The organism is Methylobacillus pratensis (genome assembly GCF_054072455.1).
This window is the reverse complement of the sequence record NZ_JBSUSR010000002.1, coordinates 285,926-298,682: the sequence shown is the minus strand read 5'-3', so window position 1 is coordinate 298,682 and position 12,757 is coordinate 285,926. Positions and strand designations below refer to the sequence as shown.

The window sequence follows — 12,757 nt, the reverse complement described above, 5'->3', positions numbered from 1 at the left end:
GCTATGCCAGAGTTGGCGGAGGATTCTGCCCAGCAACATCATCGCTGGTATTGGCCGCTGACCGCGGCTTGCTGGCGGGTGAGGGATTGCTCCCGCACGCCGAGTTCGCTGGCGAGATGCTGCGATATTTTTTTGGAGGCATAGCCCGCTCCCAATGCGAAACGCATCAGCGGCCCGAAATTATTGACCGTGGATGGGCCGGCGAAATATATCCCGCCTACGGAGGATTCGAAATTGCGGCTGAGCCTGGGCGTATTGCCGATGAGCTGGATATGCTCGCGTATTTCCGCATCCAGGAAACTGATCCTATCGAGGTTGGCCTTGTAGCCGGTAGCCGCGATGACATGATCCGCTTGTATTTCCGATATGTTGCCGTCAGCGCCCCAGAAGCGTAAGTGCGCCTTGTCCTGCGCGGAGTAGGCCGAGATGAGCTGCTGCCCGAGCATGATAGGCACTTTATCGAGCCGCTCCTGTATGAACCATGCGCCCGAGGGGCCGAGAAAGTCCTTGGCAATGCGGATGCGGGACTGGTCCGGCAAATAGCGAAACAAGCCTGGAGCCGAGGCGCACAGCAGGTTCTTCCAACCCGGCCCCAAGCCTGACATCGGGGCCAAGACCCGGCTCCACAGGCCGCGGACCCTGCCTTCCTTCTGGTTGAAGTTGAGCGCGGTGCGCCTTGCGAGCAGCAAGGGTTTCGCGCCAATTTCATTGAGCAATACCGCCATGTCGATGGCAGAGGACCCGCTGCCTATGATGGCGACCTCCTGGCCGGCAAACCGGCTAAGGTCGTGGTGCTGGGAACTATGGGAGAAATGTTGGTTATTGAGTTGTTGCAGCACTGAGGGGGTGTAGCGGAAATAATCGATGCCCACTGCGAGCACCACCTTGCCGGAGGTAAACTGGTCGCCGTTGTCCAGCGTGAGCTCGAAACCCTCGCGTTGCTTTTTCAGCTGCACGACCTTGGCTTCCTCGAGGTGGGGGGCGAATTGTTGCTGGAAGGCAATCCCATATTGCGTGAACAACTCGAGCGAGATCGGCAATCCCTCATCCTCGTAGGGAATGCCGTTCTGCCGGCAATAATCCTTGAGCCTGAACTTGCGCTCGGGGTCGAAGAGCGTGGCGGACAGCCCTGCGGATTTCAGGTGCATGCCTTTGGGCATGTGCGTACGCCAGGTATGCATAGGGCTGCCTATGATCCTGAAGCGCATGCCAAGCTGCTTGAGATGGGCGGCAATGGAAAGCCCGTACGGCCCTGCGCCTACGATGGTGATGTCCGTGGATACGCTCATTCCAATCTCCTGTCCATATTGTTGTTCTTGAATAGATAACCTGTGGGGAAAACAAAGTCCTTGCCCGCCCGCGTCGCTTCAAGGAACGCTTCTATGGTGGGCGTGGTGTAGCCGACAGCTCCTTCGCGGATGGCGGTGGCAGAAATACAGTCGGAGCGCACGACGGGATAAGGATGGATGCCGCCAGACAGCTCGAAGATATTGCGCACCCAGATTCCCCCCACGTCGCTCCCATGCATGCCGTGCAGGGGCTCGCCCGGCGCCAGAGTGGTCTTGATCTTTTCCAGCACGGCAAAGAACCCGCCTTCGTCGTAGACCGCGGGCCAATCCAGTATTTCGACCTTGTCCTGCAGCCCGGCATCGACGATCGCGGCCTGGAGCAACTGCTGGCGCAGTTCATATTCGTAGAACTTGCGGCCGGTAGGGAAATATTGCTTATAGGGGTCGGCGATCGCCGTGGTGCTGTATACGCGCATGCCCGCTTGCTCGGCTATGCTGATTTCCCCTTTTTCCAGCGCGACCCTGTGCAGCTTGGGCACCGTCGTCGGGTGGACATAGACCTTGCGCAGTCCGCGTTGCTGGATGGCCTGCCGCAGAATTCTGACATGCGTCTTGTGCACCGGGTTGAAGCTGCCGAAGAACACACCTACGCCGTGCTTTGGATAATAGACCGAGCGCAGGTCTGCATAGATGCTGGCAACCAGCATCCAGCATAGCAATAGGCTCAGGCCGATTGGCAGGTACAAGGCCATGGGCGCCAGCAGCGTGACCGTTATGAGGACCGCGCTGACGCAGAAGGACAGCAAGGAGTTGCCCGTCCTGTCTCCCCAGCCCTTATAAGCGGCCAGGATGGCGACCGTGTGCAAGCAGCACGAAGCCAGTATCAATACCAAGGTGACGTCCCATGCCGGCGTGCCAGGCCCCGCGATTGCCTGAATCAGCAGCACCAGGGGCGCATGCAATGCCACCCGCAACAGGCGCGCAGGCGTCAGGAAGCCCAGCTTGAGGTTGATCCTGTCCTCAAGCTCCAACATCCATTTGATATAACGCGGTATCGCCTGCAGGCTGATCAGCAGGCCGAGGACATAGCCTATCAATAAGGCCGACACTCTCAGGAGGTCGGGGGCAAATGCCAGATAAGGAACGGAGAATGCCAGCCCGGCATACAGCCTGGAACGGTGCTTGATCCATAATTTCTTGAGCATATGGGCTCCTACTTCTTAATCATGGCGATGTGGGGAATGCGATCCTCAATGTAGGGCTCGCCTTCGGCGACAAACCCGAACCTGCCGTAAAAGTCCTTCAGGTATAGCTGGGAGGAAATCCGGATAGGCTGTCCGTTGCGGATGGAGTCGAGGTACTCGAGCCCCAGGCCGACCAGCGTCTTGCTGATGGGACCGCCCCGCAATGACTGTCGCAGCACTACCCTGCCCATGCTGAAGCAATCAGGCTTGAACAGCCCGAAAGGCACGATGCGCAGGTAAGCGACTAGCTCTTTGCCCAGGTATCCCATCAAGTGGGTGCAATGGATATCCTTGCCGTCGATGTCGACGTACGGCACATCCTGCTCGACGATAAAAATGCTCTCTCGCAGCGCAAGGATGTTGTATAGCTCCGTCAAAGTAAGCGATTCGAAGTTGCTGAAGCGCCAAACCACCTTTTGGCTCAGGTCGTTCTTGATCAATTCCGCCTGCATGGCGTTTTTATCGTATGTATTCATCATGTGTGCTTGCATCCTGTTACACAACGTCCGGCAGGCCGTAAAGCAGATTGGCCGTCAGGCCGTAACGGGCTACTGACGTGGTTTGAAAGGCCAGGTTGACCACCGAGCGGCGTTCGCCGGCCCGCTTCAGCGGGCATACCCGGTGCAGGTTGATATCTGCCCTCAGCAGGTAGGCGTCGCCGCTGTTGTGGGCATGCCGGTCGACCATGCCGTTTTCCTCAGCCCAGGCGATGAGGTCCTGGATGTTGCTGTCCGGCTGGCGTTGCTTACGCCTGCAAATATCCAGCCAGTTCGAGATGAACTCCACTTCGCCGCCGCCGTTCTCCTTGGGGCTTTCCGCAAAAATGATCAACGCATAGGCCGGGTCGTCGAGATGCCAGCCGTGGGTATCGCCGCTGTTGTGCAAGAAGTTGGCGACCATGTATTCCTCGGGGTGCGTGCAGCTGTAGATGCGGCGGCCGGTCAACTGCTCCACGCAGCTGCGCAGCGCATAATGGTGGTACAGGCTGTATAGCACGGGAGCATAGGACTTGATCATGCTGCCTCCAGCTACCGAGAGTTTGCGCGGGGTCTGGTAGCCCGGCATCTCGAATTTCTTGCGGCTGGCTATCAACTCAAGCTGTTCCATCTCCTCGCGGAAAACCGCCAGCGCATCCTCGGAAAGGAACGAGGGAAGCTTGATGTAGCCGGAACGGGCGAATTGTTCGCGCATGTCCAGCAAGTCATCAGGCGAAAACAGCTTGGGCGTGATGAGCTCGTACAAATCAACATTTCTCGCGGTCTTAATGAAATTGCTTGGCTGTTCAAATGCAGCAATCGTGTTTTGCACGGTATCTCTCCCTTATGAAGCAAAGTTTCCTTTGAATGGGTGACAAGTTCCAACAAGGGCTAGGGTGTTGGGGTCCCTGCTTGATTCGCAAATGAAAACTACTTTGAATTATAGGAAGAGGGGGCGGCGAATTAACCTAGCAGAAATGCTAGGTGCAAGCCCGTCGGCAAGCCCCTTAAGATGCGTCTCTGTATCGTAGGAGAGAGACGATGGACGACAATCATTTCACGCAGTTGGAAATCCCGGTCATCGACATAGCGGGCTTGAGAAAGCCAGGCTCGCCCGGTATGGACGAAGTGGTAAGGCAGCTGGGCCAGGCATGCAGGGAAGTCGGTTTCTTCTATATCAAGCACCATGGCATAGCGCAGGACTTGATACGGCAAACCTTCGCCATGGCCGAAACTTTCTTCTCGCAACCGCTGGAACAAAAGCTGGAATGCTCCATGGAGCGGCACAGCAAATGCTTCCGCGGCTATTCCCCGGTGTTGTCCGAGCTGGCCGACGGCAAGCGCAACTCCTACGAACTGATGGAATTCAGCGTCGATTTCCCGCCGGACGCCTCGGAAGTGCTTGCCAAAATGCCCATGCACGGCCCCAACATCTGGCCCTCGATCGAGGGTTACCGCACTGTCCTGACGCGTTATATCGAGGAGATGAACAAGCTGGGTTTTGACCTGATGCGCGGGATCGCCCTCAGCCTGGACCTTGAAGAGAACTATTTCTACAAGGCTTTCAACGGGCGCTCTTTCTGGCAGTTCCGTACTGTGAATTACCCCGAGGCGACCGACGTGGGACGCATGACGGAGAAAATGCCGGAGCTGGAGCAGCGCATGCGCGGCATCGAGATCGGCGATCATAATTGCGGCGCCCATACGGATTACGGTTGCCTGACCATCCTGCTGGCGAACAACCCGGGACTGCAAGTGCTGGGCAAGAACAACGCCTGGTTCGATGCGCCCGTCATAGAAGACGCCTACATTTGCAATATCGGCGACATGCTGCAGTATTGGTCCCGGGATGCCTACGTGGCCACCAAGCACCGCGTGCTCACCAATATCCCGCGCATCTCCCTGCCCTTCTTCTTCCAACCCAACTACGACAGCGTGATCGAGCCGGTCCACACGGTTGAGGGCCTGGCTGGCAAAAGCTACCCGCCGCTACAGTATGGCCCTTACGCCTATAAGAACTACAAAGGCATCTATCCCGCCTGCCCGACTTATGAGAGCTGAATATCCGTGATGGCGAACCTGATCCCGGACATCGTCGCCAGGTCGGCGGAATTCAAGGGCATCCGCCGTCTATTGCACGCGCACCCGGAAACCGCTTTCGAGGAACATGAAACCGGCACTCTGATTGCGAGCAAGCTCAATGAATGGGGCATAGAAGTGCACTGCGGCATAGGCGGCACTGGCGTGGTGGGCGTGTTGCGCGGCCGGCCGGGCGATAAATGCATCGGCCTGCGTGCGGATATGGACGCGCTTCCCATGCAGGAAGGCAATAGCTTCGCCCATTGCTCGCGCTACCGTGAAAAAATGCACGCATGCGGCCATGACGGCCATGTGGCGATGTTGCTCGCCGCCGCCCGGCAGCTTGCCGAGTCCTCCGAGTTCAAGGGCACTGTCAACTTCATCTTCCAGCCGGCGGAAGAAGGAGGCAGCGGCGCCAAGCGCATGATAGCGGACGGATTATTCGAGCGCTTTCCATGTGATGCGGTATTCGCCTTGCACAACTGGCCTGGTCTTGCAGCGGGGACATTTGCCACGCGTCCCGGCCCCATCATGGCCTCCTGCAACGAATTCAATATCACCATCCATGGCAAGGGCGGTCATGCCGCGATTCCCCAGCAAAGCAATGACCCCATACTGGCCGCTGCGCAGGTCGTCAGCGCCCTGCAGTCTGTCGTCAGCCGCAATATCTCGCCGCTCGATAGCGTCGTACTGTCCGTCACCCGATTGCAAGCTGGCACTGGGTTCAACATTATTCCCGACAGCGCGCAGATTGGAGGCACTGTCCGTACTTTCAGCCTCCCGGTGCTCGATATGATGGAAAAGCGCATGGAAAGCATCTGCAAACTGACAGCCCAGGCCCATGGCTGCAGTGCGGAATTCCGCTTCCTGCGCCAATCCATCCCCACTGTCAACGATGCGGAGCAGACCGCCCTTGCCTTGGATGTCATGCGCTCGGTTGTCGGGCAAGACCAGGTGAACGCCGAGGCTGAGCCGACCATGGGGGCCGAAGATTTTGCCTTCATGCTGGCAAAAAGGCCGGGATGTTACGCCTTTATCGGTAACGATGCGCAAAGCCCGGCTACGGAGAGATTTGGCTTGCACCATCCCAGGTACGATTTCAATGACGACCTCATTCCGCTGGGTGCAAGCTATTGGGTCAAGCTGGTGAACGCATTCCTCGATTGAATACGCTGGGAGAACGGGATGCTAGATATAGATCAAGCCGCAACGCAATGCCTTGACCACGGCAAGCTGCGTATTGCTTGCGTTGAACTTGTGCCGCACGTTCGAGAGATGGAAGTTCACGGTCGATTCAGAACAACTGAGTATTCTAGATATTTCCCAGCTCGTCTTTCCTGCGGCGCACCAGTTGATGACTTCTTTTTCGCGCGGCGTCAGCTCGATATGGCTGCTTGGGACTTTCTGGTTGAAACTCTTCGATGATTCAAACACATAATCCTTGAACACTGATAGCAGCGGCATGATCTCGACGATCTTGGCCTGGAGCTGATTGCTCGGTTTCTCCGTAGCAAAGTTCATCATGCCGAATTCGCCATTGGCGCCATGGATGGGAAACACCAGGCCAGAACTCAGGCCGTAGCTTTTACCTTGATCGTACATGGCCTGTTGTTTGGGGCTGGCGTAAATACCCTGGTCCCACAGCAAGGGGAAATGGGTGGAATAGCAATGGTGGATAGTGGGATCGATACTGGAATATTGATGCTCATCATAAATTGCACGCCACTGATGGGCATGGTTCGTCAGCACGAACGCTTCATCCATTGCGCTGCATTTGCTAGGCAACAGCCTGAACATGCATTGCTCAAAACCGTAATTGGCCGTTACCTGAAAAACTGCCTGGGAAAACTGTTCTAAGGTTTTTAACTCAAACAATCTGGCAAATTGATTGATGTGCATACCTTTCCTCTCACTGCCCAAGTACAGTGTTTCTATTGGGTTCTGCTTGGTAACGTGAGGATAAAGAATTACAGGGTAGGGTCAATGGAGGCGGCTTAATAACCTGTCCGGATATCGGACATTGGGATTTAACGTTTTAAAAATGAAGCTGGATTAGTAAGATTGTGGCAGTGACTAAATGATGTGCATTGGGCAGTAGGACTCCATCACTCACGCGATGAGCGTTTTGGCTATCCTGGAAAAAGCCATTTGGATTTGATCTTTTGAAAGGCCGGTATAGCCCAAGATGATCGATCGTTCCCAGGTGCTGTTCTTTGTTCCGAAATAAGTGGCTATATCAAGCAATGGATAAAAGCCGACTTTGGATTGCACGGCAACCTGCTGCAATTCCTTCGCAGTCAATGCACCATCTGGAAGCTGCCATATCATGTGCATGCCGCATTCTTTTCCGAAAAGGATGCTACCTGGAAAGTACTCCTGAATTGCCTCGATGACAGTATCCCTTGCGGCCATGTAAGATTTACGGATTCTTCGCAGGTGTCGCAAGAAAGCACCACTTGTTAGGAAATCTGCAATGACGGCTTGTTCAAGCCAAGGTGCGCCATTATCGAGCAATCCTTTTTCCACTCTGGCTTGATCAATCAAGTGTTGGGGCAATACTGCATATCCAATCCTAATGCTGGCACCAATCGACTTGGAAAATGTTCCGAGGTAGATGACCCGTTCTCTCCGATCCAGGCCAGCCAGAGCTGTCAATGGTGGCCCATCGTAACGAAAGTCGCTGTCGTAGTCGTCTTCGATGATGTAACTGCTGGTTCGGTACGCCCAATCCAGTAATTGCAGGCGCCGGTCCAGTGTCAATGTATATCCGGTTGGAAATTGATGCGACGGTGTCAGGTAGGCGAGTTTTCCGACAAAATCCTCTAGTTGTGAAACGATCATGCCGCTCTCGTCGACTTCAATAGGATGAAATGTGGCGCCATAGTTTTTAAAGAGAAGTGCGGCGCCCTGATAGCACGGATTCTCAATAGCGACGGATGGCTGTCGATTATTCTTGAATAAAATCCTGGACAATAAATTCAGGGCGCCTTGGATGCCGGAAGTAATCACAATCTGGGCCGGACTTGTATTGATCCCGCGGGTTGCTTTTAAATGGTGTGCAACTGCTTCACGCAATGCCTGAAGCCCTTGTGGGTCGCCATACTCCGTTTGGGCGCTATCCGCGTATTTCAGATGCTTGACTACCGAGCGTCGCCAGAAAATGTTAGGAAAGCTGGTGGGATGCGGCCTGCCCACAAAAAAATCGAACTCTGGCCGTAGGGATTTTTCGATCCATAAATATGGTAGGTGCTCAAGCAATTCATGGTGGGAATCCAACTGCTTTTTTCCATGCACTGGCTGCGGGTCGGTGCCATGCGTCATCGCCAACAAACTCACTTCCGGGATTTTCTTGTTAACGTAAATCCCTATTTTTATTTCTGAGGCTATGTAGTCTTCTGCAGCCAAGCGGCTGTAGGCTAGTACGACGGTATTACGGGACACGCCCAATTGTTCCGAGACGCTGCGTGAAGATGGCAGGCGTTGCCCAGCTTCCAGTATTCCTTCCAGAATCATATTGCGTATTGCTTCGTAGATCTGGGTCTGAAGAGATTGACCGTTGAGCTGGTCAATAGCTATCGGCAATTGCATAGGCGGCCTCGGAAAAGAGTACGTTTGATAGCTGGTTCTGGCACCATAAAATACTTCTATCTTGGATCTAGGATAATTCCAAATTTACTTTGATACTTACCTGGCAGTCAATTCACATCATTGGAAAAAAAGGAGTGAGGAGATGTCTATTTATTTAAGCATGCAACGTGTCAGGTTCTCTAGCCCGGATGATTATGAGAAGTTCAAAATCATCTTTGCTGATACACGTACTCATTTGATGAAGCTGCCAGGATTTCTTCATCTGACATGGTGGGTGCATCCAGAAGATCCTACTTGGTTTAACGAAGTCAGCTTCTGGGTGAATAAAGAGTTTCTTAAGGATTGGCATATGGCTACGTATCATCGGCATGCCAAGGAATGGGCGGCACGCGGCGCCATCATGGAAGACATTATTACCAATTTTGAGTTGACGAGTACCAGGCTGCTTAGAGTTTGCCCATGTTGCGGTCTTGTTCAGGACAAACCCTATGATTTGGGCCAAGAACAGAAAACGCTAGCCGAAGCCTGTCCGAAATGCGAGTTCCACTTCCCGGTCATGCAGCCGACTCCAAGCAGTTTTGCCGTATTCAAGGACGTGCTGGAAGGGATAGGTCATACCGCGCCAGTCTGATGAAGAACATTGGCCATTGTCGGGAGATCGGCAGAATGTTGTGAGTTGGCTCTGTCGGCAATTGGGGAAGGTATTTCCATGGGTTGCCAACTAAACATTTGGGATTCTCAATCCATATTATGCGTGATGTTTTAAATATACAGATATGTATATTTTTGTCATTGAAGGTACTTGCATATGAAGTTGCTGGTCTGTACAAAAACACGCCCTTCTCCCAATCAGGACTCGTGCGGCCATCTTGGCGGAGAGGCTTTGTTCTTAAAGCTGCAGGACGCTTTAAAAAGTGCACAGCCTCCGATTGAGGTAGAGGCCGTGGCTTGCATGGGCATGTGTTCGGAAGGGCCCAATGTGCATATGATACCGATTGGCAAGACGTGGCATCATGTGAATGAGCAAGATATTCCAGAGATTGTGGATTTCTGCAAACAAGCTTGAAGTCAGCTGGACATTTTATGGATTTGCAATAATAAAAGCCCGCATTTGCGGGCTTTTCGTTAACCACATTTACTATCCCCGCAATTGAGGCACGTTAGGCATCCGTCCATGACGATGGCAGCCTTGGTTTGGCATTTATTGCATAGTTGCGCGCCGGGCGGGAAGCCTTCGGCATTGGTTTCAGCGCCCGGTTTTGCGTGCTTTTCCATGTACTCGGCGCGCTTTTCGTTGATGAGTTTCTGCTGGTGCTCGTCGGGGCCGGATTTTTTCAGCATGCCGATCTGGTAGAGGTGCTGTTCCAGCACTTCGCCGATTTCGGCGACCAGGCTGGGGATGTATTTCCCGCCTTTCTTGAAGTAGCCGCCGCTGGGCTCGAACACGCTCTTGAGTTCTTCCACCAGGAAGGTGATGTCGCCGCCCTTGCGGAATGTGGCCGACATGACGCGCGTGAGCGCGACGATCCACTGGAAGTGCTCCATGTTCTTGGAGTTGATGAAGATCTCGAACGGACGGCGGTGTTCCTGCGGGGTGCCTTCGTTCATGACGATGTCGTTGATGGTGATGTAGAGGGCGTGCTCGGTCACCGGGGTCTTGATCTTGTAGGTGTTGCCGATGAGCATTTCCGGGCGGCTGAGCGGCTCGCCCAGCTGGACGATTTCGGCGAGCTTTTGCTCGTGCGCTTTTTGCTCGGCGGCGGCTTGTTCGGCCTTGAGTTTGTCTTCTTCGGTGATGACGTTGTAACCGGTGATTTTCTTGTCTATCTTGATTGCCATGTTCGTCTCCTGTGCACGTGCGTCACTGGGACAGGCAAACGGACTCTTAATCCGGTTGCCTGCGATGTGTGTTAGAACTTGCCGTAGTAGCCTTCCTTGAGGGCGTCGTAGAGGTTGGCGGCGGTGTGGATTTCGCCGTCGTACTCGATTTCCTCGTTGCCCTTGGCCTCGATCACGCTGCCGTCGTCCAGCGTAAATTTGTAGGTGGTGCTCTCGAGGTCCTTCTCGGTCACCAGCACGCCCTGGAAGGCTTCGGGGTTGAAGCGGAAGGTGGTGCAGCCCTTTAGGCCTTTTTCGTAGGCGTAGAGGTAAATATCCTTGAAGTCGTTGAAGTCGTAGTCGGTTGGCACGTTGATGGTCTTGGAAATGGAGCTGTCGATCCATTTCTGCGCGGCGGCCTGGATGTCCACATGGGCCTTTGCCGCGATGGTGGAGGAATCGAGGAAGTATGCCGGCAACTGCTCTTCCGCCCTTTCGGAGAACGGCATTGCGTCCGGGTTGACCAGTTCGCGGTAGGCGAGCAGTTCGTAGGAGAACACGTCGACCTTTTCCTTGGATTTTTTGCCTTCGCGGATGACGTTGCGGCTGTAGTGGTGCGCGAACGACGGCTCGATGCCGTTGCTGGCGTTATTGGCGAGGCTGAGCGAGATGGTGCCGGTCGGCGCGATCGAGCTGTGGTGGCTGAAGCGCGAGCCGGTCTTGGCGATCTGCTTGCGCAGTTTTTCCGGGAATTGCTGCATGTAGCGGCTGTAGAGGCCCATGAGCACCTTGCCCTTGACCTTGTCGCCGAGCTTGATGCCGTCTTTCGCCATTTCCGGACGCTTGGACAACAGGTCGGCGGTGATCTCGAATTCTTCCTCCATGATCGGCGCGGCGCCTTTTTCCTCGGCGAGTTCCACGCCGACTTCCCAGCCGACCTCGGCCATGACCTTGGTGACTTCCTCGGTGAACTGCAGCGAATCGGCCTCGCCATATTTCATCCTGAGCATGGTGAGCGTGGAGCCCAGCCCTAGGTAGCCCATGCCGTGGCGGCGCTTGCGGGCGATCTCGTCGCGCTGCTGCTGCAACGGCAGGCCGTTGATTTCGACGACGTTGTCGAGCATGCGCGTGAAGATGGCGACGACTTCGCGGTATTCGCCCCAGTCGAAATAGACGCTGTCGGTGAATGGCTGGCGCACGAACTTGGTCAGGTTGACAGAGCCGAGCAGGCAGGCGCCGTAAGGCGGCAGGGGCTGCTCGCCGCAGGGGTTGGTGGCGCGGATGTTCTCGCAGTACCAGTTGTTGTTCATCTCGTTGACGCGGTCGATGAGGATGAAGCCGGGTTCGGCGAAATCGTAGGTGGAAGACATGATCACGTCCCACAGGCGCTGCGCCTTGATGGTCTTGTAGACGCGGCAGGCCACTTTGCCGTCGGATTCGCGCGTGAGGTACTTGTCCTTGACCGGCCATTCGCGCCAGACCACGGTTTCTTCATTGTCGACGTCGAGTCCGTCCTGCTCGGCTTCCTTCGCCGTGACGGGGAAGGCGAGCTTCCATTCTGCGTCGGCCTTCACCGCTTCCATGAATTCCTTGGTGATCAAGGTGGAAAGGTTGAACTGGCGCAGCCGTCCCGCCTCGCGCTTGGCCTTGATGAAATCGGTCACGTCGGGGTGCGAGATGTCGAAGGTCGCCATCTGCGCGCCGCGGCGGCCGCCGGCGGAAGAGACGGTGAAGCACATCTTGTCGTAGATATCCATGAACGAGAGCGGGCCGCTGGTGTAAGCGCCAGCGCCCGCGACGAACGCGCCCTTGGGGCGCAGGGTGGAGAATTCATAACCGATGCCGCAGCCTGCCTTCAAGGTCAGGCCGGCTTCGTGCACTTTCTCCAGGATGCCGTCCATGCTGTCTTCGACGATGCCGGAGACGGTGCAGTTGATGGTGCTGGTGGCGGGCTTGTGCTCCAGCGCGCCCGCATTGGACGTGATGCGCCCGGCGGGGATTGCGCCGCGGCGCAACGCCCAGAGGAATTTCTCGAACCACAGGCCGCGCTTTTCCTCGGTCTCTTCCACATCCGCCAAGGCGCGCGCCACGCGCTTGTAAGTGTCGTCCATGTCCTGGTCGATGAAACTGCCCTGCTTGGTTTTCAGGCGGTACTTTTTGTCCCAGATGTCCAGGGAAACGGACTGCATCGGGACTTCTGGCACGTCGGCCTCCTGGGTTGCGGGTTTAGCAGTTTTCACGGCCTTGAGCATGGGGGGATCCT

At 55.3% G+C, this 12,757-nt stretch carries 12 protein-coding genes; 4 read left to right on the top strand and 8 right to left on the bottom strand.

The genetic code is table 11. The features are described from left to right. Positions 1-38 precede the first annotated feature (38 nt). The 4 genes from ACW4YW_RS06020 to ACW4YW_RS06005 are packed head-to-tail and all read right to left on the bottom strand — an operon-like array spanning position 39 to position 3,841. On the bottom strand, positions 39-1,289 hold the full coding sequence (locus tag ACW4YW_RS06020) for an NAD(P)-binding domain-containing protein (RefSeq protein ID WP_457136744.1): 1,251 nt from the start codon (positions 1,287-1,289) through the stop codon (positions 39-41). Continuing rightward, a complete protein-coding gene (locus ACW4YW_RS06015; RefSeq protein ID WP_457136743.1) occupies positions 1,286-2,494 on the bottom strand; it encodes a hypothetical protein in 1,209 nt (402 codons plus the stop codon). Before ACW4YW_RS06015 ends, ACW4YW_RS06020 begins: the two co-directional genes overlap by 4 nt. An 8-nt stretch (positions 2,495-2,502) precedes the next feature. Then, positions 2,503-3,012, bottom strand: a complete 510-nt coding sequence (locus tag ACW4YW_RS06010) for a GNAT family N-acetyltransferase (protein WP_457136742.1) — start codon at positions 3,010-3,012, stop codon at positions 2,503-2,505. A 16-nt stretch (positions 3,013-3,028) separates the two neighbouring features. Continuing rightward, the gene (locus ACW4YW_RS06005) at positions 3,029-3,841 is read right to left on the bottom strand and encodes a HalD/BesD family halogenase (RefSeq protein ID WP_457136741.1); all 813 of its coding nucleotides are present in this window, start codon (positions 3,839-3,841) and stop codon (positions 3,029-3,031) included. A gap of 209 nt (positions 3,842-4,050) precedes the next feature. Between ACW4YW_RS06005 and ACW4YW_RS06000 the strand changes: the two genes are divergently transcribed. Both ACW4YW_RS06000 and ACW4YW_RS05995 read left to right on the top strand, forming a co-directional pair. After that, the gene (locus ACW4YW_RS06000; RefSeq protein ID WP_457136740.1) at positions 4,051-5,070 is read left to right on the top strand and encodes an isopenicillin N synthase family dioxygenase; all 1,020 of its coding nucleotides are present in this window, start codon (positions 4,051-4,053) and stop codon (positions 5,068-5,070) included. Between the two features lie 9 nt (positions 5,071-5,079). Then, positions 5,080-6,255 (top strand): M20 aminoacylase family protein, encoded by a 1,176-nt coding sequence (locus ACW4YW_RS05995; RefSeq protein WP_457136739.1) that lies wholly within the window; start codon positions 5,080-5,082, stop codon positions 6,253-6,255. Positions 6,256-6,276: 21 nt separating this feature from the next. Here the strand turns inward: ACW4YW_RS05995 and ACW4YW_RS05990 are convergent, their stop codons facing one another. After that, the gene (locus ACW4YW_RS05990) at positions 6,277-6,987 is read right to left on the bottom strand and encodes a helix-turn-helix transcriptional regulator (protein ID WP_309565807.1); all 711 of its coding nucleotides are present in this window, start codon (positions 6,985-6,987) and stop codon (positions 6,277-6,279) included. A 210-nt stretch (positions 6,988-7,197) separates the two neighbouring features. Further along, the gene (gene pdxR / locus ACW4YW_RS05985; protein WP_457136738.1) at positions 7,198-8,676 is read right to left on the bottom strand and encodes a MocR-like pyridoxine biosynthesis transcription factor PdxR; all 1,479 of its coding nucleotides are present in this window, start codon (positions 8,674-8,676) and stop codon (positions 7,198-7,200) included. Between the two features lie 142 nt (positions 8,677-8,818). Between pdxR and ACW4YW_RS05980 the strand changes: the two genes are divergently transcribed. Together ACW4YW_RS05980 and ACW4YW_RS05975 are read left to right on the top strand one after the other, a co-directional pair. Next, entirely contained in the window at positions 8,819-9,307 is a 489-nt protein-coding gene (locus ACW4YW_RS05980) for an antibiotic biosynthesis monooxygenase family protein (protein ID WP_457136737.1), read from the top strand. Positions 9,308-9,484: 177 nt separating this feature from the next. Further along, positions 9,485-9,742, top strand: a complete 258-nt coding sequence (locus tag ACW4YW_RS05975; protein WP_457136736.1) for a (2Fe-2S) ferredoxin domain-containing protein — start codon at positions 9,485-9,487, stop codon at positions 9,740-9,742. 59 nt (positions 9,743-9,801) lie between these two features. Here the strand turns inward: ACW4YW_RS05975 and ACW4YW_RS05970 are convergent, their stop codons facing one another. Together ACW4YW_RS05970 and ACW4YW_RS05965 are read right to left on the bottom strand one after the other, a co-directional pair. Further along, a complete protein-coding gene (locus tag ACW4YW_RS05970; RefSeq protein ID WP_407996201.1) occupies positions 9,802-10,515 on the bottom strand; it encodes a TSCPD domain-containing protein in 714 nt (237 codons plus the stop codon). A gap of 71 nt (positions 10,516-10,586) precedes the next feature. Further along, positions 10,587-12,746, bottom strand: coding sequence for an adenosylcobalamin-dependent ribonucleoside-diphosphate reductase (locus ACW4YW_RS05965; protein ID WP_457136735.1), 2,160 nt, complete (start codon positions 12,744-12,746; stop codon positions 10,587-10,589). Positions 12,747-12,757 lie beyond the last annotated feature (11 nt).